Origin of the sequence: Inquilinus limosus, from assembly GCF_002195995.1 — a bacterium.
Classification (GTDB): Bacteria; Pseudomonadota; Alphaproteobacteria; order DSM-16000; family Inquilinaceae; genus Inquilinus; species Inquilinus limosus_C.
In genome coordinates this window covers 2505-23514 of sequence record NZ_NHON01000098.1, presented here as the reverse complement: position 1 = coordinate 23514, position 21010 = coordinate 2505, and the positions used below count along the sequence as shown (strand labels likewise).

General features: G+C 71.2%; 16 protein-coding genes and 1 pseudogene. 13 read left to right on the top strand and 4 right to left on the bottom strand.

Going from position 1 to position 21010, the window contains the following annotated elements; genetic code table 11:
- Positions 1 to 252: 252 nt before the first annotated feature.
- On the bottom strand, positions 253 to 600 hold the full coding sequence (locus tag BWR60_RS30605) for a glyoxalase superfamily protein (RefSeq protein ID WP_088156169.1): 348 nt from the start codon (positions 598 to 600) through the stop codon (positions 253 to 255).
- A 145-nt stretch (positions 601 to 745) separates the two neighbouring features.
- Positions 746 to 1654 (bottom strand): LysR family transcriptional regulator, encoded by a 909-nt coding sequence (locus tag BWR60_RS30600; protein ID WP_088156167.1) that lies wholly within the window; start codon positions 1652 to 1654, stop codon positions 746 to 748.
- A gap of 117 nt (positions 1655 to 1771) precedes the next feature.
- Between BWR60_RS30600 and BWR60_RS30595 the strand changes: the two genes are divergently transcribed.
- From BWR60_RS30595 to BWR60_RS30580, 4 genes are all read left to right on the top strand, one after another.
- A complete protein-coding gene (locus tag BWR60_RS30595; protein WP_179222015.1) occupies positions 1772 to 2398 on the top strand; it encodes a glutathione S-transferase family protein in 627 nt (208 codons plus the stop codon).
- 26 nt (positions 2399 to 2424) lie between these two features.
- A complete protein-coding gene (locus BWR60_RS30590) occupies positions 2425 to 3348 on the top strand; it encodes a DMT family transporter (RefSeq protein ID WP_088156165.1) in 924 nt (307 codons plus the stop codon).
- An 11-nt stretch (positions 3349 to 3359) separates the two neighbouring features.
- Positions 3360 to 3689 carry a DMT family transporter gene (locus BWR60_RS30585; protein ID WP_088156163.1) on the top strand — a complete coding sequence of 110 codons (330 nt, stop codon included), beginning with the start codon at positions 3360 to 3362 and terminating at the stop codon, positions 3687 to 3689.
- 80 nt (positions 3690 to 3769) lie between these two features.
- Positions 3770 to 4597 (top strand): class I SAM-dependent methyltransferase, encoded by an 828-nt coding sequence (locus BWR60_RS30580; RefSeq protein WP_088156161.1) that lies wholly within the window; start codon positions 3770 to 3772, stop codon positions 4595 to 4597.
- A 14-nt stretch (positions 4598 to 4611) separates the two neighbouring features.
- On the opposite strand, the gene BWR60_RS30575 is transcribed toward BWR60_RS30580, so the two are convergent.
- Complete coding sequence (locus BWR60_RS30575) at positions 4612 to 5511, bottom strand: LysR family transcriptional regulator (protein WP_088156159.1); 900 nt, start codon at positions 5509 to 5511, stop codon at positions 4612 to 4614.
- A 106-nt stretch (positions 5512 to 5617) separates the two neighbouring features.
- Here BWR60_RS30575 and BWR60_RS30570 point away from each other — a divergent pair, with 106 nt between their 5' ends.
- From BWR60_RS30570 to BWR60_RS30550, 5 genes are all read left to right on the top strand, one after another.
- Positions 5618 to 6247 carry a glutathione S-transferase family protein gene (locus BWR60_RS30570; RefSeq protein WP_088156157.1) on the top strand — a complete coding sequence of 210 codons (630 nt, stop codon included), beginning with the start codon at positions 5618 to 5620 and terminating at the stop codon, positions 6245 to 6247.
- Between the two features lie 176 nt (positions 6248 to 6423).
- Positions 6424 to 8535 carry a pyridoxamine 5'-phosphate oxidase family protein gene (locus BWR60_RS30565; RefSeq protein ID WP_088156155.1) on the top strand — a complete coding sequence of 704 codons (2112 nt, stop codon included), beginning with the start codon at positions 6424 to 6426 and terminating at the stop codon, positions 8533 to 8535.
- Positions 8536 to 8836: 301 nt separating this feature from the next.
- A complete protein-coding gene (locus tag BWR60_RS30560) occupies positions 8837 to 9382 on the top strand; it encodes a hypothetical protein (protein ID WP_088156153.1) in 546 nt (181 codons plus the stop codon).
- Positions 9382 to 9957, top strand: coding sequence for a DUF4352 domain-containing protein (locus tag BWR60_RS30555; protein ID WP_144445810.1), 576 nt, complete (start codon positions 9382 to 9384; stop codon positions 9955 to 9957). Before BWR60_RS30560 ends, BWR60_RS30555 begins: the two co-directional genes overlap by 1 nt.
- Complete coding sequence (locus tag BWR60_RS30550; protein WP_088156149.1) at positions 9954 to 10559, top strand: hypothetical protein; 606 nt, start codon at positions 9954 to 9956, stop codon at positions 10557 to 10559. The genes BWR60_RS30555 and BWR60_RS30550 overlap by 4 nt, the downstream gene beginning before the upstream one ends.
- A gap of 16 nt (positions 10560 to 10575) precedes the next feature.
- Here BWR60_RS30550 and BWR60_RS30545 read toward each other — a convergent pair whose 3' ends face one another.
- Positions 10576 to 11946 carry a hypothetical protein gene (locus BWR60_RS30545; RefSeq protein WP_088156147.1) on the bottom strand — a complete coding sequence of 457 codons (1371 nt, stop codon included), beginning with the start codon at positions 11944 to 11946 and terminating at the stop codon, positions 10576 to 10578.
- Between the two features lie 180 nt (positions 11947 to 12126).
- Here BWR60_RS30545 and BWR60_RS30540 point away from each other — a divergent pair, with 180 nt between their 5' ends.
- The 4 genes and pseudogenes from BWR60_RS30540 to BWR60_RS38780 all read left to right on the top strand — a co-directional run.
- Positions 12127 to 13476, top strand: coding sequence for an MdtA/MuxA family multidrug efflux RND transporter periplasmic adaptor subunit (locus BWR60_RS30540; RefSeq protein WP_088156145.1), 1350 nt, complete (start codon positions 12127 to 12129; stop codon positions 13474 to 13476).
- Between the two features lie 241 nt (positions 13477 to 13717).
- Positions 13718 to 16834, top strand: a complete 3117-nt coding sequence (locus BWR60_RS30535; RefSeq protein WP_088156143.1) for an MdtB/MuxB family multidrug efflux RND transporter permease subunit — start codon at positions 13718 to 13720, stop codon at positions 16832 to 16834.
- Entirely contained in the window at positions 16831 to 20103 is a 3273-nt protein-coding gene (locus BWR60_RS30530; RefSeq protein ID WP_088156141.1) for an efflux RND transporter permease subunit, read from the top strand. The genes BWR60_RS30535 and BWR60_RS30530 overlap by 4 nt, the downstream gene beginning before the upstream one ends.
- Positions 20104 to 20360: 257 nt before the next feature.
- Positions 20361 to 21010: pseudogene (locus tag BWR60_RS38780) on the top strand (hypothetical protein); the annotation flags it as partial.

Sequence of the window (21010 nt, the reverse complement as noted above, 5' to 3'; positions counted from 1 at the left end):
GAACACGCTATTGTGATGCCGCACGGTGTTGCTCCGGGTCGTGTCCAGGTGACGCGCCAACGTCCTGAACCCGAGCTGAATCAACACCGTGCGCCATGTCCACCTTTTCTTAACCGGACACCCGTGGGCTTGACCCGAGGATCCAGGGGCGGCCAGAGCGGCTCTTGGTGGCCCTGGATTGCCGGGTCAGGCCCGGCAATGACAGGAAAGTGGGAGGCCGGATGTTCAGCCTTCTTACTCGATTGCCCAGGCTCAGTGCGCCAGGATGTTGACCAGCCGGCCGAACGGGTCGCGGACATAGAAGCGGCGCACGCCCCAGGGCTCGTCGGCCGGGCCGTATTCGATGGCGAGGCCCATCGCCACGGCCTTCCAGTGCATGGCGTCGACATCGTCGACCTCGACCGAGATGTCCGGCACCGGGGTGCCGGAGCCGCCCTGGGTCATGACGCTGAGCTGCGGCGTCATCGTCGTGCCGGCGGAGAAGGTCAGGATCCAGCCCATGTCCATGGCCAGCTCCAGGCCCAGGAAATCGCCGTAGAAGGCCCGCGCCCGGGCAACGTCGCCGGCGGCGATGTTGGTGACGATCCGCTTCACGGCCATGGGTGTCCTCCTGCCTCTGTCCTGACCATCTTAACTCGTCATCGCGAGGAGCGAAGCGACGTGGCGATCCAGCGGCACCGACCTTTGGATCGCCACGCCCCTGCGGGGCTCGCGATGACGATGATGGATAGCCTCGCCCGAGGCATCACCCTGCCGCCGGCCTTCTCCCTTCCAGCAGGTCTCTCTGGCGGGACAGGGCGGCGGCCATGAATTCGGTGAAGGCGCTGACCCGGGCGGTGCGGCGCAGATCCTCATGCGTCAGCACCCACAGCGCCGCGCCCTCCGGCACGGTCGGGGTGGCGATGCGCACCAGCCCTTCCGACACGTCGCCGAGATAGCAGGGCAGGGCGGCCAGGCCGATGCCGGCGCGGGCGGCGTTCCGCAGCTCGACCAGCGAATCCGCCCGCAGCGCGATCGCCGCCTCCGGCAGCGCCCGGCGCATCCAGCGGGCGACGGCGGTGCCGGCGAGGCTGTCATCCGGCGCCACCCAGGGATGGGCCGCCGGATCGACCGTGCCGCCCCGCGCCGCCGGGTGGCCCGCCGCGGCATAGGCGGCGAAGGCGATGCCGGCGACGCGGCGGCCGACCAGCGTCTCCGGCGGGTCCAGCACCGGCCGCACGGCGACGTCGGCGTCGCGCCGGGTCAGGTTCGCCATCAGGTTGGCGGTGGTGACCTCCAGCATGATGCCGGGATGCAGCTCACGGAACTGCGCCAGCAGCGCCGGCAGCACCGAGGCGGTCAGCGTGTCCGCCGTCGCCACCCGCAGCGTGCCCTCCAGCCGCAGATCCTGGCCGGTCAGGCGGCGCTCCAGCCCCTCGACCGTCGCCGCCATGCCACGGGCGGCGGCTGCCAGTTCTTCCCCGCCCGCCGTCAGGGCATAGCCGCCGGGCAGCCGGTCGAACAGCCGCAGGCCCAGGCGCTGCTCGAAGCCGCCGATCCGGCGCAGCACGGTGGTGTGGTTGACGCCCAGCCGCCGCGCGGCCCCCGCCAGCGACCCGGCCTCGGCCACTGCCAGCACGGTGTGCAAATCCTCCCAATCCAGCCGGCTGTCCATGGATGATCCTGTGCGGTGACGCAGATGATCGCTGCAGTATCACAGATCGAACTGCGTCCGTGCACTTGTCATCTTCTCTCCAGCGGCGGGGCTGGCCCGCCTTCCGGAGAGACAGCGATGACGCCGATCCAGCTCTACACCTACCAGACGCCGAACGGGCACAAGGCCTCGATCATGCTCGAGGAGACCGGCCTGCCCTATGAGGTGCATGTCGTCGACATCGAGGCGGGCGAGCAGCGCCAGCCGGCCTTCCTGGCGCTGAACCCGAACAACAAGATCCCGGTGATCACCGACCCGGACCGCGGCCGCACCGTGTTCGAGAGCGGCGCCATCCTGACCTATCTCGCCGAGCGCTCCGGCAAGCTGCTGCCGGCCGATGCCGGAGAGCGGACGACGGCGCTGCAATGGACCCTGTTCCAGGCCGCCCATCTCGGCCCGACGCTGGGCCAGCTGTGGAACTACAGGATCTTCGCGTCGGAGAAGATCCCCTACGTCATCGGCCGCTTCGAGGCCGAGGCGGCGCGGGTGTACCGGGTGCTGGACGGCACGCTGGGCCGGCGCAGCCATCTGGCGGGCGAGGCCTACGGCATCGCCGACATCATGAGCTGGCCCTGGATCCATGCCGGGCTGACCAAGATCGGCGTCGGCCTTGAGGACAGCCCCAACCTGCGCCGCTGGTACGAGGCCATCGCCGCCCGGCCCGCCGTGCAGCGCGGCCTCCGCGTCCCGGCCGGCCATCATTGACCGGACGACCGGTCGGAGAATTCGTCATGGAAACCCTGTTCATCCCGATCTCGCTGCTGGCCGGCGGTCTGCTCGCGGTCCAGGCCGGCGCCAACGCCCAGCTGGCCAAGGCCACCGGCAGCCCCTTCGCCGCCACCACGCTGCAGCTCTCGGTCGGCACCGCGATCCTGCTGGCCGCGGCGCTGCTGACCGGCGCGGTCTCGGCCCTGTCCGCCCTGCCGGGCGTGGTCTGGTGGCACGCCATCGGCGGCACCGCCAGCGCGGTCTATGTGGTCTCGACCATCCTCTTGTTCCCGCGGCTCGGCGCGGTGGTCAGCGTCGGCCTGTTCATCGCCGGCCAGATGCTGGCATCGCTGGCGCTCGACGGCTTCGGCCTGCTCGGCGTGCCGGCGGCCGGCTTCGCTCCGGCGGCGGTGGCCGGCACGGCGCTGGTGCTGGCCGGGGCGGCGGCGATCGTGCTGGGCCAGTCCGGCGGCAGCGCCGTCCCGGCCCTGTCGCGGGCCGGCTGGATCCTGCTGGCGCTGCTGGCCGGCGCGGTGCTGCCGGTGCAGGGGGCCGTCAACGCGCTGTTGCGCCGTGACCTCGGCGCGCCCTTCGCCGTCGGCGCCGTCAGCTTCCTGGTGGCGACCGCGGCGATGGCCGCGGTGGTGCTGCTGGTGCTGGCCTTGCCGAGGCAGCCGCGGCCGAGGCTGGAGGGCGTCGGCACGATGCCGTGGTGGGGCTGGCTCGGCGGCATCGCCGGCGCCACCTACGTCACCACCGTCTTCACCGCCATCCCGGTGATCGGCGCCGCCGCCGCGGTCGGGCTGACCGTCGCCGGCCAGCAGGTCGCCTCGGTCTTCGTCGACCGCTACGGCTGGTTCCGCCTGCCGCGGCGCCCGGTCTCCGCCCTGCGCCTGGCCGGCGTGGCGGCGCTGCTGGCCGGCGTCGCCGTGATCAAGCTGGGCTGAGGGAGGCGGCGATGTCGAACTCCCTCGCCTGGGCGATGCTGGTCCTGTCCGGCATCGCCGACGTGGTCTGGGCCGTGACCACGAAATACTCCAACGGCTACAGCCGCCTCGGCTGGACCGCGGCATCGGTGGTGGCGCTGGTGGTGTTCCTCGGCCTCCTGACCCAGGCGCTGAAGGTGCTGCCGCTCGGCACCGCCTACGCGGTCTGGACCGGGATCGGCGCGGTCGGGTCGGTCACCGCCGGGCTGCTGCTGTTCGGCGAGGCGCTGGGGCCTGCCCGGCTGGTGGCCATCCTCGCCATCCTCGGCGGCGTCCTCGCGCTCAAGCTGCTGCCGGGCTAGGGACAGGTAAAGAGCCGGAGTATGGTGCGACGGCCCGACCGTGATCCGCGGCGGGCCGTCCGGCGTTTCAGGAGGTTGCGATGGAGGCCGAGCAGCAGGTCGCGCGCCACTACGGCCGCAGCGGCATCGAGCAGGCGTTCCTCGACGCGCTGCGGGCGGCCGGAAAGGACCCGGACCATCTCTCGCCCGCCGACCTGTCCGGGTCGGACGAGTTCCACCTCGGCGGGCCAGCTGCGACGGCGGCGCTGGCGGCGGATCTCGGCCTGGGGCCGGACACCCATCTGCTGGATGTCGGCTGCGGCATCGGCGGGCCGGCCCGGCACCTCGCCGTGGCGCCGGGCTGCCGGGTCACCGGCATCGACCTCACGGCGGAGTTCGTCGCGGCGGCGGAGGGGCTGACCCGCCGTTGCGGCCTGTCCGGCCGGGTCTCGTTCCGCCAGGGCAGCGCCCTTGCCATGCCGTTCCCGGATGGGGGCTTCGACGCCGCCACGCTGCTGCATGTCGGCATGAACATCGCCGACAAGGCGGCGCTGTTCGCCGAGGTGAAGCGGGTGCTGCGGCCCGGCGCGCGCTTCGGCGTCTACGATGTGATGCAGCTTGGGGACGGCGACCTGCCATGGCCGATGCCTTGGGCGGCGGCGCCGGAGACCAGCTTCGTCGAGACGCCGGAGACCTATCGCCGGCTGCTGCGCGAGGCCGGCTTCACGGTCGAGGCGGAGCATGACCGCGGCGCCCTGGCGCTGCGCCTGGTCCGCGAGGCGCGGGAACGGGCGGCGGTCCAAGGCCCATCGCCGCTCGGCCCGCAGCTGCTGATGGGACCGACGGCGCGGGAGCGCGTCGGCAACGTCATGGCGGCGGTCGAGCACGGCCTGATCGCCCCGGTCGCGATGGTGGCGCGGGCGGGATGAACCGGGGCGTCGGGCTATCGCAGCGTCGGATCCGCCCGCAGCCCCTCCGCCAGCATGTCGACCAGGGCCCGCACCCGGGCGGAGGCGCGGCGGCCCTCCTGGTGCACGACCTGGATCGGGATCGGCGGCGGCTCGTAATCCTGCAGCACCACCTGCAGCAGGCCGGCGCGGATCTCCGCCGCCGCCTGGTAGGATAGCACCCGGGTCAGGCCGTGCCCCGCCACCGCCGCCGCCACCGCGACATCGGCATGGTTCACGATCAGCCGGGTCCGCGGCTCGGCTGTCTCCGTTCGCCCGCCCTGATGGAACATCCAGTCGCGCGTCGACGGCCCCCGGATGAACGGAATCGCCTCGTGCTCCGCCAGATCGGCCGGGCTGCGCGGCGTGCCATGCGCCGCCAGATAGGCGGGGGAGGCGCAGACGATCCGCCGCACCGTGCCGACGCGGACGGCGCTGAGGCCGGAATCCGGCAGCTCGGCGATGCGCACGGCGACATCGTAGCCCTCCTCGGCCAGATGGACGATGCGGTCGATGAAGAAGCTGCGCACCACCAGCCGCGGGTAGCGGCCGGCGACCCGGAACAGCACCGGCGCCACATGCAGCCGGCCGAACAGAACCGGCGCGGTGACGGCGACCGGCCCGCGCGGCTCGGCATGCAGCCCGGCCGCCGCGGCCTCGGCCTCCTCCACCTCGGCCAGGATGCGGCGGCAATCCTCCAGGAAGCGCGTGCCGGCCTCGGTCAGCCGGACCACCCGGGTGGTCCGGTGCAGCAGCCGGGCGCCGATCCGCTCCTCCACCGCCGCGATGGCGCGGGTCACGGCGGGCGGCGACAGGGCCAGGCGCCGGGCCGCGGGGGCGAAGCCGCCGGCCTCGGCCACGGCGACGAAGATGCGCATGCTGTCCAGCCGGTCCATCGGATTATTCCGCTGGTTGAAACGGTGATCTGTCAAGCACGCGCATTCTCCATAAATCGGGGAATGGGCATCTTGTGGCATCGACACTCCCTGAAAGGCCGCCGAAATGCCTGTTCCCGCCCAGCCCATCCGCCTCTACCGCTTCGGCCTGTCCGGCCACTCCCACCGGGTCGAGCTGTTCCTGTCGCTGCTGGGGCTGCCCTTCGAGGCGATCGATGTCGACCTGCCGGGCGGCGAGCACAAGACCCCGACCTTCCTCGCCCGCAGCCCCTTCGGCCAGGTGCCGGCGATCGAGGATGGCGAGGTGGCGCTGGCCGACAGCAACGCCATCCTGGTCTATCTCGCCGGCCGCTATGACGAGGCCGGGCGCTGGCTGCCGCGCGACCCGCTGGCCGCGGCCGAGGTGCAGCGCTGGCTGTCGGTCGCCGCCGGCTTCCTGGCCTATGGCCCGGCTGCGGCCCGCTTGGTCACCGTGTTCAAGGCCCAGCTGGACCATGAGCGCGCCAAGGCGATCGCCGCCCGCCTCTATGGGGTGATGGAGGCGCATCTGGCCCGGGGCGGCTTCCTGGCCGGGCCGCAGCCGACCATCGCCGACATCGCCAACTACACCTACACCGCGGTGGCGCCCGAGGGCGGCGTGTCGCTGCAGGACTATCCCAACATCCGCGCCTGGCTGTCCCGGATCGAGACGCTCCCCGGCTTCGTGCCGATGCGGCGCACCGCCGTGGCCGCCTAGGACCGGAGAGGCCTGAGCCACCCCCTCACCCGAAATCGCGGGCGCGATTTCGACCTCTCCCCGAGGGAGAGGTAAAAACCCTCTCCCTCGGGGAGAGGGAGGGGCCCGGCGCGAAGCGACGGGAGGGTGAGGGGGAAGGGGCCTATCCAGCAACACCGCATCCCCAGAGGTGCATCATGCCCGACACCACCACACCCGCACCGCTGCCCGGCTGGCCGCATGACGCGGCGCCCTTCCATTCCGGCGAGGAAGCCGCCCAGGCCCGGGCCGGCGTGCGCGAGCGGATGGCCTCGGCCGGCCGCCGGGTGATCCGCGGCATCATGCCGGACCAGCATCGCGACTTCTTCGCCCTGCTGCCCTTCCTGGTGGTCGGCAGCCTGGACCGGCAGGGCCGGCCCTGGGCCTCGATCCTGTCCGGCCGGCCGGGCTTCCTGCACTCCCCGGACCCGCGCACCCTGACCGTGGCGGCGCGGCCGGCCTATGGCGACCCGCTGGGCGACAACCTCGCCTTGGGATCGCCGGTCGGGCTGCTCGGCATCCAGCTGGAGACACGGCGGCGCAACCGGATGAACGGCACCGTCACCGAATGGGCCGATGGCCGTTTCGCCGTGACGGTCGGGCAGAGCTTCGGCAACTGCCCGCAATACATCCAGGCGCGGATGCCCGCCTTTGTCGCCGAGCCGGACAGCCTGGGCGCGCCGCGGCCGATGCATGAGGAGGGGCCGCTGCTGTCGCCGCGGGCCTCCGCCCTGGTCGCGTCAGCCGACACCTTCTTCATCGCCTCCCGCTCGGCCCATGCGGAGGAGGGGGATGCGCCGTCCGAGGGCGTCGACGTCTCGCATCGCGGCGGCCGGCCCGGCTTCGTCCGGGTGGCGGAAGAGGGCGGCCGCACGGTGCTGACCGCGCCGGACTTCGTCGGCAACTTCTACTTCAACACCTTCGGCAACATCGCGGCCGATCCGCGCGCCGGCCTGGTGTTTGTCGATTTCGACAACGGCGGGGTGCTGCTGCTGACCGGCACCGCCGAGGTGGTGTGGGACGGGCCGGAGGTCGCGTCGTTCGCCGGGGCGGAGCGGCTGCTGCGCTTCCGGCCGGAGGAGGGGCGCTGGATCGAGGACGCGGTGCCGCTGCGCTGGACGGCGCCGGAGCCGGCGCCGCAGCTGGCCGCCACCGGCACCTGGGCGGAGGCGGACCGCGCCGCGAAGGCCGAGGCGTCGCGCAATGTGCTGCGGCCCTTCACCGTGGCCGAGGTGGTGGAGGAGAGCGCCGCCATCCGCTCCTTCATCCTGGAGCCGGCGGATGGCGGCAGCGTGGTGCCGCACCGGCCGGGCCAGTTCCTGCCGATCGCGCTCGACATCCCCGGCCGCGACCAGCCGGTGCGGCGCACCTACACCCTGTCCGACGCGCCGGGGGGACGCCGCTACCGGATCAGCGTCAAGCGCGAGACGGCGCCGGACGGCCGGCCCGGACTGGCCAGCCACTGGCTGCACGATCATGTCCGGGCCGGCGACACCATTCGTGCTCTGGCGCCGCGCGGCGACTTCGTGCTCGACACCGACAGCCGCCGGCCGGTGCTGCTGCTGTCGGCGGGCGTCGGGATAACGCCGATGATCGCGATGCTGAACGACCTGGTCGGCCGCAACCCGGACCGGCTGCGCCATCCCGGCCGCGGGATCTGGTTCGTCCATGCCGCGCGCGACGGCACCGAGCACGCCTTCGCCGGCCATCTGCGGGCTTTGGCGGCGCGGGCGCCGACCCTGACCGTCCATGTCCGCTACAGCCGACCGCGGCCGCAGGACGTGCCGGGCCGCGACCATGACGATGCCGGGCATATCGATGCCGCGCTGCTGCGCCGGCTGTTGCCGCTCGACGATACCGACGTCTATCTCTGCGGCCCGGCAGGCTTCATGCAGGCGATGCGGACGGCGCTCGGCAGCCTCGGCGTGCGGCCGGAGCGGATCCGCAGCGAGGCCTTCGCTGTCGGCTCCGCCGCGCCGGCCGAGCCGGCGACACTGCCGCCGGCGGTGGCCGAGGCGCAGGTCGAGTTCCGCGCCTCCGGCCGCAGCGCTACCTGGGACCCGTCCAGGGGCTCGCTGCTCGACCTCGCCGAGGCGGCGGGGATCGAGGCGCCGTGGAGCTGCCGTTCCGGCCTGTGCGGCACCTGCGCCGCGCGGGTGGCGGAGGGTGCCGTGACCTATGCAGAGCCGCCGGCCGGCGCGCCCGGGCCAGGGGAGGCGTTGGTGTGCTGCGCCGTGCCCGCCAGCGGCCGGGTGGTGCTGGATCTGTAGGAGACCGCGACAGCTGGATGGGCCGGAGCAGCCCCCTCACCCGAAATCGCTCCGCGATCTCGACCTCTCCCCAAGGAGAGGTGAAGGGCGGCGCTGTTCCCCTCTCCTCGGGGAGAGGGAGGGGCCCGACGCCGAAGGCGGCGGGAGGGTGAGGGGGTGGCCCAGCCCTTGGGATTCCTCTTGAATCCGGAACCAATTCCGTCCCCATGTGTTCGATCGGTCCTGTGGGTGGGGAAGGCTTCGGCACCGTCATATGTCCGCGGCAAAACGATTAGGGCTGGAGGGGTGGAGAAGCCGGACCATGGTCTGGCTGACCACGGGCATCGGCGGCTTCCTGGCCGCCGGCGTGGTGCTCGTCATGGCCATCGCCTCCTACCGCACGGACAAACCGCTGCCGCACTTCCCGGCCGGCACGACGATCGATGCGGGGGAATGGCGCGTGCTGCCGCTCAGCGTGCGGATCGACACCACCACGCCCGACGGGCGCAAGGTCCGGGACGGCCAGAAGGCCCTGGTGGTGGAGATGGACCTGACCAACCGCACCGCCGCCTCCAGCAACAGCTTCGGGCGGCTGCTGACGCTGGATCCGTCGGTCGGCAAGGACCAGCCGACCTACATGCTGCTGCGCGACCATGAGCTGCTGTGGGAGCTGCACCCGGACATGACCGAGCGGGTGGCCGCGGTCTGGACCCTGCCGCAGGACGCTGCCGTGCCGGCGGTGCTGAAATTCGCGGTCCGCACCTCGGACTACAAGCGGCGCGACAATCTCTGGGGCCATTCGGGCTGGTACAACCCGCACATGCTCGGCATCGTCGACATCCCCCTCCAGGCGGCCGGGCCGACGTGATGCGGTGGCTCGGCCGATTGGCGGCGCTGCTGGTCGTCGCCCTGCTGCTGCTGGGGATGCAGTGGACCACGCCGCTGTATGACCAGATGGTCGCGGCGATCCCCGTCACCGGCCAGATCGGCGACACGGTGGCGGCGCGCAAGTTCACGGTCCGGATCGAGACCATCCAGTTCGCCCGCCAGCTCCGTTTCGAGGCCTACGGCAAGGAGGAGACGCGCGATACCTCCGGCCTCTGGGCGGTGGTGACCGCGACCGTCGGGGCGCAGGACGAGACCACCAACATCACCGAAGCGTATTGGGAAGGGCCCACGGGACTGCGCTACTCCCACACCAACCGGCTGTCCGGCGCCAAATCCCAGCTGGTGGGCGAGGTGCTGCAGCCCGGGATGCCGAGGCGGGGCTGGTTCATCTTCGAGATCCGAGAGGACCAGGCCCGCGGCGCCACCTTCGTTGCCCCCAACATCGACCTGAGCCTGCTCGATTCCATCGTCCGGATCCGGCTCGGCGACGGCGGCGGAACCCTGCCGATCCTCGACAGCATGGATCTCGACCAGAGGCCGGGGGTGACCCGATGACGACCGCCGAGCAGGCCGACGAGAATGCCGCCACCGCCCTTGTCCCGACCGATCGCGGCGAAAGGCGGACCCGCCGCTGGTGCCTGTGGGGGCTGTTGCTGGCGCTGCCCGCCACCTTCCTGATCACCGCCCGGAGCGATCTGGAGGATTGGTGGCAGAGCCAGGAGCTGTTCGAGGTCGGCGTGTCCGCCGGGGGCGAGGCCCGCTTCGCCGGGGCCGACTGGACGCTGGAGACGGTGGAGGTGCTGCCGCTCAAGGACTCCGGATGGCCGCGCGTGCAGCGCCAGGGCACGCCCGTGCGGGTCCGGTTCCGGGTGACGGTGCGGGAGCCGGGCATCGATCAGCTGTGGCAGCGCTGCCGGGTGGCGCTGGAGGATGACCAGGGCCGGCGCTGGTCGGGCGGCGGCTTCGGCGGCCCGCGTTCGACCGAAGGCACCATGACATGCGGCGCCGCGACGCTGGAGCCGCGGGCACCCGGAACGGTGCTGCGGATCGAGCAGGACTTCACCGTGCCGCACGACGTCGCCGGAAAGGTGGAGCCGACCGTCAGCATGGACGGCGAACGGCCTCGCTACCTGCGCTTCCACCTCGACTCGATGTAGGCCGCCGGGCGGGCGTCTAGCTTGCTGCCGCCTCGGCCTTCGCTTCCGGCTCGGCCGGGGCCTGCGATCGTGCGAAGGCGGTCTCCAGCACCGCCGCCACCAGGCAGAGGCGCAGCGGCTCCACCAGGATGCCGGGCGTGGTCCCGGACGGGCTGCCGAGCAGCAGCGACAGCCCGTCGCCCAGCACCCGCCACAGCGGCAGCGGATGCGGCCCGATCAGATGCGTCGCGCCGATCCACGCCCAGTCCGCCGCCCAGCCGATGCCGCGCCAGCCGACGATCAGGGTCAGCAACAGGCCGAGATCGGCCCCCATCGTCAGCCGGATGCTGTTGGCGATCGGCAGGTAGCGGCTGCGGTATCCGTTGGCGAAATGGCCGATGAAGTCGCGCACGAATTTCGGCAGGGCGGCATAGCGGCTGCTGATCCGTTCCAGCCGCCGGTGCCGCATCCAGTCCGGGTCGCCGCCCAGGTCGTGGCCGTAGATCAGCGCGGCCATCACCAGCCAGATCAGCGGCAGCAGGGCATAGAAGAACAGCCCCAGCGCGACGGTGCCGGCGTCCGGCGGCACCTGCTCGATCGGTTCCGACGCTGCGAAGGCGGTGGAGATCGGGGTCAGCACCGCCTGCCAGATCCCGTTCAGCCAGGTCCAGGCGGCACCGCTGGCCACCCAGGCGAGAGTCTCGTCCTTCCACTGCGACAGCACGAACAGGCCGATGAAGACCCAGTTGGTCTCGCACAGCACGATCAGCAGCTTCCAGATCGGGGCATCGGTGCGGTCGCGCAGCATCTTGAACAGCCGGCGCAGGAGCCAGGTGGCGACGACGGAAACCGCCAGCCAGCGGGCGCCGATGGCGTCGAGCAGGCTGCCGCCCTCGCCGAAGGGGTCCAGGCTGAGCCCCAGCATCGAGTATTCGCGGATGGTGTCGTTCAGGAAGCCCCAGGCCGCGTAATAGGCGAAGAATGGCACCAGGGCGATGGTCAAGGTGGTGGCGAAGCCGGTGAGCCGCTGCCGCCGGGTGATCGCTGCCGGCGTGACCGGTGCCGGCGGGGTGGCAGGGCTGCCTCCCGCGGCGGCGTCCTCCGGGCCGGTGATCGGCACTGCCGCACCTGTCGACAAGGCCCGGGCGGCGGCGATGGCCGGCAGCGCCGACCGCATCAGCATGAAGCCGAGGACGGTGACGACCAGCTTGGTCAGCACCACCAGGGTCAGGGCGGCGAAGCCGAGCGACCGGTCGACGAAGCCGATCTTGGCCGACAGCAGCAGCAGCTGGTCGTTCAGCAGGATGCCGATCAGCACCAGCAGCGTCAGCTGCGGCCAGAAGCGCCACCACAGCTTCCCGGTCAGCACCAGCGGCGCCAGCAACTCGCCCAGAAACTCCCGGCGCATCCCGTTCCCCACCCCACGCCCGTCGGCGCGGCCCCTAAACGTTGCAACGGGCACAGTAACGCATGACCTGCGTCTTTGTGCCCCATCCGGCGTATGATCGGCCGACCGACGGAACCTGGACCATCCGGTCGTGTAGCTGCGCGAAGGGGCCGCCAGACGCAGACTCAAGGTGACGGATCAATGGATGCTCGCGTCGAGGACCGACAGCGGCCGGTCAAGGAGACGGAGAGGCCGGCCCCGGCGCGGCGCCGCGGGCGGCTGGTATGGGGCGGCCTCGGCCTCGTCGCCGCCGCGCTGATCGCGCTGGCCACTTGGCATGTCGTCACCACGCCCGGCGGCGCGCCGGCCCCGGCCCGGGGCGGCCGCTTCGCCGGGCCGCCGCAGCCGGTCGGCGTGGTCACGGTCGGCCGCGGCGACATCCGCATCACCCTCGACGCGCTCGGCACGGTCACGCCGCTGGCCACCGTCACGGTCAAGCCGCAGATCGCCGGCCAGCTGACCGAGGTCGGCTTCCAGGAAGGCCAGCTGGTCAAGCAGGGCGACTTCCTGGCCCAGATCGACCCGCGCCCCTACCAGGTGGCGCTGGAGCAGGACCAGGGCCAGCTGGCCAAGGACCAGGCCGCGCTGGCGCAGGCCCAGGCCGATCTGGCGCGCTACCAGCAGATGCTGAAGCAGAAGGCGGTGTCGGCGCAGCAGGTCGACGACCAGGCCTTCCTGGTGCAGCAGGACCAGGGCACGATCCAGTCCGACCAGGCGCAGATCGACGCCCAGAGGCTGAACCTGGCCTATGCCCATATCGTCTCGCCGGTCGACGGCCGGGTCGGGTTGCGCCAGGTCGATGCCGGCAACTACGTCCAGGTCGGGGATGCGCTGATCATCGTCACCCAGCTGCACCCGATCTCCGTGGTGTTCTCGCTGCCGGAGGACGACCTGCCGCAGATCCAGGCGCGGCTGCGCGCCGGCGCCAGCCTGCCGGTGATCGCCTTCGACCGGTCCGGCACCACCCAGATCGCCACCGGCACGCTGTCGACCCTCGACAACCAGATCGACACCACCACCGGCACGGTGAAGCTGCGCGCCGGCTTCGACAATGCCGACGAGACGCTGTTCCCGAACCAGTTCGTCAACGCCCGGCTGCTGGTCGACACCCGGCAGGATGTGGTCACCGTCCCGGTCGCGGCGGTCCAGCACGGCGCGCCCGGCGCCTTCGTCTACCTGGTCGGTGCCGGCGACACGGTGGCGGTGAAGCCGATCAAGACCGGTCCCTCGGATGGCGGCATGGTCGCGGTCGAGGACGGGCTGCAACCCGGCGACCGGGTGGTGGTCGACGGCACCGACCGGCTGCGCGACGGCGCCCATGTCACGGTCGCCGGCCAGGACGGCGCTGCCGGGCCGGGCGCCGCGGCCGCTGCCCCGACGGACGGGCAGGCGGGCGGCCAGCGCCATCGCCAGGGCACGGGCGAAGGCGGCGGCCAGGGCCAGCACCGCCGCCGCGACAATCAGGGCCAGCAGGCTCCGGCGAACCCATGAGCGCGTGCCGCTCTGGACGGGCGGAGAAGCTCGCCTTTCTCCACCGCCGTCACGGTCCCTCGGGCATGCTCAGATTGCCTCTCCCGCTTGGGAGACCTGTTCGGGATTCCCACCATCGTCATTGCGAGCGCAGCGAAGCAATCCAGGGGCAGTGCGAACCGGCCCCTGGATTGCTTCGTCGGCTTCGCCTCCTCGCAATGACGGCGAGGGGCGAGGGCTCGCCTGAGGCCGGAGGCCGGCGATGAATCCGTCGCGTCCGTTCATCCTGCGGCCGGTCGGCACCTCGCTGCTGATGGCGGCGATCCTGCTGGTCGGCGCCGTGGCCTACCGCTTCCTGCCGCTGTCGGCCCTGCCGGAGGTCGACTACCCGACCATCCAGGTGCAGACCTTCTATCCCGGCGCGAGCCCGGAGGTGATGACCTCCTCGGTCACGGCACCGCTCGAAAAGCAGTTCGGCCAGATGCCGGGGCTGAACCAGATGACCTCGGCCAGCTCGGCCGGCGCCTCGGTCGTCACCCTGCAGTTCAACCTCGACCTCAGCCTCGACGTGGCGGAGCAGGAGGTGCAGGCCGCGATCAACGCCGCCGGCAACCTGCTGCCCGGCGACCTGCCGGCGCCGCCGATCTACGCCAAGGTCAACCCGGCGGACGCGCCGATCCTGTCGCTGGCCGTCACCTCCAAGACCATCCCGCTGACCGACCTGCAGAACCTGGTCGACACCAGGCTGGCGCAGAAGATCTCGCAGCAGCCCGGCGTCGGCCTGGTCAGCCTCAGCGGCGGCGCCCGGCCGGCGGTGCGCATCCAGGTGAACCCGCAGGCCCTGGCCGCCTACGGCTTGGCCATCGACGACATCCGCACCACGCTGGGCAACGTCAACGTCAACACGCCGAAGGGCAATTTCGACGGGCCGACCCGGTCGTCGACGATCAACGCCAACGACCAGATCACCAAGGCCGAGGACTACAACGACGTCGTCGTGGCCTATCGCAACGGCGCGCCGATCCGCCTGTCCGACGTCGCCACCGTGGTCAGCGGGCCGGAGAACGGCAAGCTGGCTGCCTGGGCGAACACGACGCCGGCGATCATCGTCAACATCCAGCGCCAGCCCGGCGCCAACGTGATCGCGGTGGTGGACGGCATCAAGGCCATCCTGCCGCAGCTCGAGGCCAGCCTGCCGGCGGCGGCGGAGGTCGCGGTGCTCAGCGACCGCACCGTCACCATCCGCGCCTCGGTCGCCGATGTCGGCTTCGAGCTGATGCTGGCCGTCGCCCTGGTGGTGATGGTGATCTTCCTGTTCCTGCGCACCGCGGCCGCCACCATCATCCCCAGCCTGTCGGTGCCGCTGTCGCTGGTCGGCACCCTGGCGGCGATGTACCTGCTGGGCTTCAGCCTGGACAACCTGTCGCTGATGGCGCTGACCATCGCCACCGGCTTCGTCGTCGACGACGCCATCGTGATGATCGAGAACATCGCCCGCTTCGTCGAGGAGGGCGAGCCGCCGCTGCAGGCGGCGCTGAAGGGGGCCGAGCAGATCGGCTTCACCATCATCTCGCTGACCGTGTCGCTGATCGCGGTGCTGATCCCGCTCCTGTTCATGGGCGAGGTGGTGGGCCGGCTGTTCCATGAGTTCGCGGTCACCCTGGCCGTCACCATCGTGATCTCGGCGGTGGTGTCGCTGACCCTGGTGCCGATGATGTGCGCCCGGCTGCTGCGCCACCGGCCGCAGGCCGAGCGCGGCCGCTTCGACCGCGGCGCCGAGCGCGCCTTCGACTGGATCATCGGCCAGTACGGGAAGGCGCTGGGCTGGGTGCTGGACCACCAGCCTTTGACCCTGCTGGTAGCGGTGGCGACGCTGGCGCTGACCCTGGCGCTTTACGTCGTCATTCCCAAGGGCTTCTTCCCGGAACAGGACACCGGGATGATCCAGGGCATCTCCGAGGCGGCGCAGACCGTCTCCTATGCCGAGATGGCCAAGCACCAGTCGGCGCTGGCCGAGGCGATCCTGAAGGATCCGGATGTCGAGAGCCTCAGCTCCTTCATCGGCGTCGACGGCACCAACACCACGCTGAACAGCGGCCGGTTCCTGATTTCGCTGAAGCCGCTGGGCCAGCGCAGCGCCGATGCCGGCGCGGTGATCGACCGGCTGCGCGGCGAGACGGCGGGCGTGCCGGGCATCACCCTCTACCTGCAGCCGGTGCAGGACCTGACGATCGATTCCACCGTCAGCCGCACGCAGTACCAGTTCGTGCTGCAGAACGCCGATCTCGACCAGTTTCAGGAGTGGGTGCCGAAGCTGATGCAGCGGCTGCAGCAGGTGCCGGAGATCGCCGACGTCGCCAGCGACTACCTGCAGCAGGGGCTGGCGGTCGACCTGGTGATCGACCGCGCCACCGCCGCCCGTTTCGGCATCACCCCGGCCACGATCGACAACGCGCTTTACGACGCCTTCGGCCAGCGCATCGTCTCGACCATCTACACCCAGGCCAACCAGTACCGCGTGATCCTGGAGGCGGCGCCGTCGCTGCAGCAGTCGCTGGACGGGCTGAAGGCGCTGTACCTGCCATCCTCGACCTCCTCCGGCGGGCAGGTGCCGCTGTCGGCCATCGTCACGGTCGAACAGCGGGCCGGGCCGCTGCAGATCACCCATCTCGGCCAGTTCCCGGCGACGCTGATCTCCTTCAACCTGGCGCCGGGATCGTCGCTCGGCGCCGCGGTCGACGCGATCCAGCAGGCGGAGCAGCAGGTCGGCCTGCCCGACAGTTTCGTCACCGCCTTCCAGGGCTCGGCCGCGGCCTTCCAGTCCTCGCTGGCGAATGAGGCGCTGCTGATCCTGGCGGCCATCGCGACGATGTATATCGTGCTGGGCGTGCTCTATGAGAGCTTCATCCACCCGGTCACCATCCTGTCCACCCTGCCGTCGGCGGGCCTCGGCGCGCTGCTGGCGCTGATGGCGGCGGGGGACGGGCTGGATGTGATCGGGATCATCGGCATCATCCTCCTGATCGGCATCGTCAAGAAGAACGCGATCATGATGATCGACTTCGCGCTGCAGGCGGAGCGCGAGGAAGGCAAGCCGCCGCGCGAGGCCATCTTCCAGGCCTGCCTGCTGCGCTTCCGGCCGATCCTGATGACCACCATGGCGGCGCTGCTGGGCGCGCTGCCGCTGATGCTGGGCACCGGCATGGGGTCCGAGCTGCGCCGGCCGCTGGGCGTCGCCATCGTCGGCGGCCTCGTCGTCAGCCAGCTCCTGACCCTGTTCACCACCCCGGTGATCTACCTGGCCTTCGACCGCCTGGCCGAGCGCATCACCGGCCGCCGGCCGCGGTCGCGCTTCAGCGAGGGGGATGAGGGGGCGTGAACCTCTCCGCCCCCTTCATCGCCCGGCCGGTGGCGACGACGCTGCTGACCCTCGGCATCGTCCTGGCCGGGTTCTTCGCCTATCTCAAGCTGCCGGTGTCGCCGCTGCCGCAGGTCGATTTCCCGACCATCTCGGTCTCCGCCTCGCTGCCCGGGGCGAGCCCGGAGACGGTGGCGGCCACGGTGGCGAGCCCGCTGGAGCGGCATCTCGGCGCCATCGCCGATGTCACCCAGATGACCTCGCGCAGCTCGGTCGGCCAGGCCAGCATCATCCTGCAGTTCGGCCTGAACCGCGACATCGACGGCGCGGCGCGGGACGTGCAGGCGGCGATCAACGCGGCCCGGGCCGACCTGCCCGCGGCGCTGCGCAGCAACCCGACCTACCGCAAGGTCAACCCGTCCGACGCGCCGGTGCTGATCCTGGCCCTGACCTCGCCGACCCTGACCCGCGGCCAGATCTACGACGCCGCCAGCAATGTGCTGGAGCAGCGGCTGTCGCAGATCCAGGGCATCGGCCAGGTGACGCTGGGCGGCGCCGCCCTGCCGGCGGTGCGGGTCGAGCTGAACCCCCAGGCGCTGGCGCAGTACGGCATCGGGCTCGAGGATGTCCGCGCCGCGCTGGCCGCGGCCAATGCCAACAGCCCGAAGGGGTCGATCGAGGAGGCCGGCCGGCACTTCCAGATCTACAGCAACGACCAGGCCAGCACGGCCGCGGAATACAAGCCGCTGGTGATCGCCGCCCGCAACGGCGCCACGGTGCGGCTGTCCGATATCGCCGACGTCCAGGATTCGGTCGAGGACCTGCGCAACGCCGGCCTGGCCGACGGCAAGCCGGCCGTGCTGGTGGTGCTGTACCGCGAGCCCGGGGCCAACATCATCGACACGGTCGACCGGGTGATGGCGGAGCTGCCGCATCTGCGCGCCGCCATGCCGCGGGACATCGACATCACCCCGACGGCCGACCGCACCGGCACCATCCGCGCCTCGCTGAACGACACCCAGCTGACCCTGGTGATCTCGGTGCTGCTGGTGATGCTGGTGGTGTTCGCCTTCCTGCGCGACCCGCGCGCCGCGATCATCCCGGCGGTGGCGGTGCCGGTGTCGATCATCGGCACCTTCGGCGCCATGTACCTGGTTGGCTACAGCCTCGACAACCTGTCGCTGATGGCGCTGACCATCGCCACCGGCTTCGTCGTCGACGACGCCATCGTGGTGCTGGAGAACATCTCCCGCCATGTCGAGGCGGGCATGCCGCGGCGCCAGGCGGCTTTGCGCGGCGCACGCGAGGTCGGCTTCACCGTGCTGTCGATCAGCATCTCGCTGGTGGCGGTGTTCCTGCCGATCCTGCTGATGGGCGGGCTGGTCGGCCGCATCTTCCGCGAATTCGCCCTGACCCTGTCGATCGCCATCGCCGTGTCGATGGCGATCTCCCTGACCACCACGCCGATGCTGTGCGCCCTGCTGCTGCGCCGCCGGCCGCGCCGGCCCGACAGCGGCCCCGGCCCGCTGGCCCGGGTGATGCAAGTCTATGAGCGGACGCTGGGCTGGGCGCTGCGCCACAGCGGCTTCGTCATCCTGGTGCTGTTCGGCGTCGTGTGCCTGAACATCGCGCTGTTCGCGATCATCCCGAAGGGCTTCTTCCCGCAGCAGAGCACCGGCCGGCTGGTCGGCGGCATCGTCGCGGACCAGAGCATCTCGTTCCAGGCGATGCAGCAGAAGCTGGCGCAGCTGATGGACATCGTCCGCACCGACCCGGCGGTGGACAGCGTCGTCGGCTTCACCGGCGGCGGGGGCGGCGGCCGGTCGCAGACCAACACCGGCCAGGTCTTCGTCACCCTGAAGCCGCTGTCGGAGCGCGGCGTCAGCGACGACGAGGTGATCGCCCGGCTGCGCGGCAAGCTGGCGGTGGTGCCGGGCGGCCAGCTGTTCCTGGTCTCGGCCCAGGACATCCGCGCCGGCGGGCGGCAGAGCAACGCCGCCTACCAGTATACGCTGCAGTCGGATTCCTCGGCCGAGCTGCAGGAATGGGGGCCGAAGCTGACCCAGGCGCTGCAGGCCGACCCGACCCTGGTCGACGTCAATTCCGACCAGCAGCAGAAGGGCGTCGAGACCGACATCGTCATCGACCGCGACACCGCGGCGCGCCTCGGCATCACGCCGCAGCAGATCGACAACACCCTCTACGACGCCTTCGGCCAGCGCCAGGTGTCGACCATCTACAGCGCCATCAACCAGTACCACGTGGTGATGGAGGTGGCGCCGCAATACTGGCAGAGCCCGGAGACGCTGAAGAACCTGTATATCAGCACCTCGGGCGGCAGCGCCGGCGGCACCGCCAGCACCAACGCCCCGGCCAGCGCCACCGGTACCGGCACGGCCAGCCTGGCGGCGCAGTCGGCGGCCAACGCCAACACCAACGCGCTGGCCAATGCCGGCCGCAAGGGCACCTCCAGCGGCGCCGCCGTCAGCACGGCGAAGGAGACGATGGTGCCGCTGTCGGCGATCAGCCATTACGGGCCGGGCAACACGCCGCTGTCGATCAACCACCAGGGCCTGTTCGCGGCGACCACCATCTCCTTCAACCTGCCGCCGGACAAGTCGCTCAGCGACGCCGCGGCGGCGGTCGACCGGGCCATGGTGGCCCTGCATGTGCCGTCGACCATCCATGGCAGCTTCCAGGGCACCGCCCAGGTGTTCCAGAGCTCGCTCAGCAACGAGCCGATCCTGATCCTGGCGGCGCTGGCGGCGGTCTACATCGTGCTGGGCATCCTCTACGAGAGCACGATCCACCCGATCACCATCCTGTCGACCCTGCCTTCGGCGGGAGTGGGCGCGGTGTTGGCGCTGATGCTGTTCGACACCGAGTTCAGCCTGATCGCGATGATCGGCGTCATCCTCTTGATCGGCATCGTCAAGAAGAACGCGATCATGATGATCGACTTCGCGCTGGAGGCGGAACGCAGCCGCGGCCTGGCCCCGCGCGAGGCGATCCTGCAGGCCAGCCTGCTGCGCTTCCGGCCGATCCTGATGACGACGATGGCGGCGATCTTCGGCGCCGTGCCGCTGGCGGTCGGCTTCGGCGCCGGCAGCGAGCTGCGCCAGCCGCTGGGCATCGCCATCGTCGGCGGGCTGATCGTCAGCCAGGTGCTGACGCTCTACACCACGCCGGTGCTGTACCTGGTGCTCGACCGCTTCCGCCTGTGGTCGCGCGACCGCTGGGCCCGCGCCGTCCCGCGCCAGGCCGGCCCCACGCCGGGGGCGGCGGAGTAGGGGCGGCCGCGCGCTCGCCCCGGACCTCGCGGCTCTGCCTGCCATGCGGGCATCCGGGCTCATCGGCCGCTGCAATTTAAGACTAGGCGCATAAGATATTATGCAATAAGCTTGGCTTCCTATCCGCCCAGGATATTGGTGTCGCGCCGGAGACAAGTCGCGCCACACGGAAGGGCGGGTCATTGGGCGAGCGGCAACCAGCCGGTCATTTTGGCCTGGGCTGCTCGAAAAATTGATAGTCGAGAGGAGGATTAGACATGGCGGATAACGAGATCCAGGCCATTGCCCCGGGGAGCGGTCCCATTACCTTCAACCAGCCCGGAACGACGACCATCACTGCCGCGCCCGGCACCACGAGCATCACCGTGACGGCGGCCGCTGCGTCAGGGGGCTCCGGCGACCACGGTCCCGCGGTCGGCCTTGGAGGGATCGTCAGCGCCACGATCCCGGTCACGTCGCAGTGGGGCCAGCCGCCGTACGGCCTTCAGATCGAGGTCGGCGGCGTCGGGCAGGTCAGCGGCGGTGTCGGCGGTATCTGCGGCGGCGGATCGGGCGGGCACGCCCATGACGACGGGGACGGAGGCGGCGGTGGAGGCCGCTCGGCCATCATCCTGACCTCTTCGGGCCAGGGTGTCATCTATGCCGGCGGTGGCGGCGGCAGCGGCAACGCGGTCGACGGCGGGTCCGGAGGGACGGGCGGCAATGGCGGCATGTACCCCGGAGCCGGCGGCGCCTCCAGCGGAGGATCCACCGGCGGGGGCGGAGCTGACGGGGGCAGTCCCGGTGCCGGGGGGACAGGCAACCAGTCCAGCGGCTCGGCCGGGAGCGGCCCGCCGAGCGGTGCCGGGGGCACCGGGTCCGGCACCTCGTACAACCACGGCTGGGCCGGCGGTGGTGGCGGGGCCGG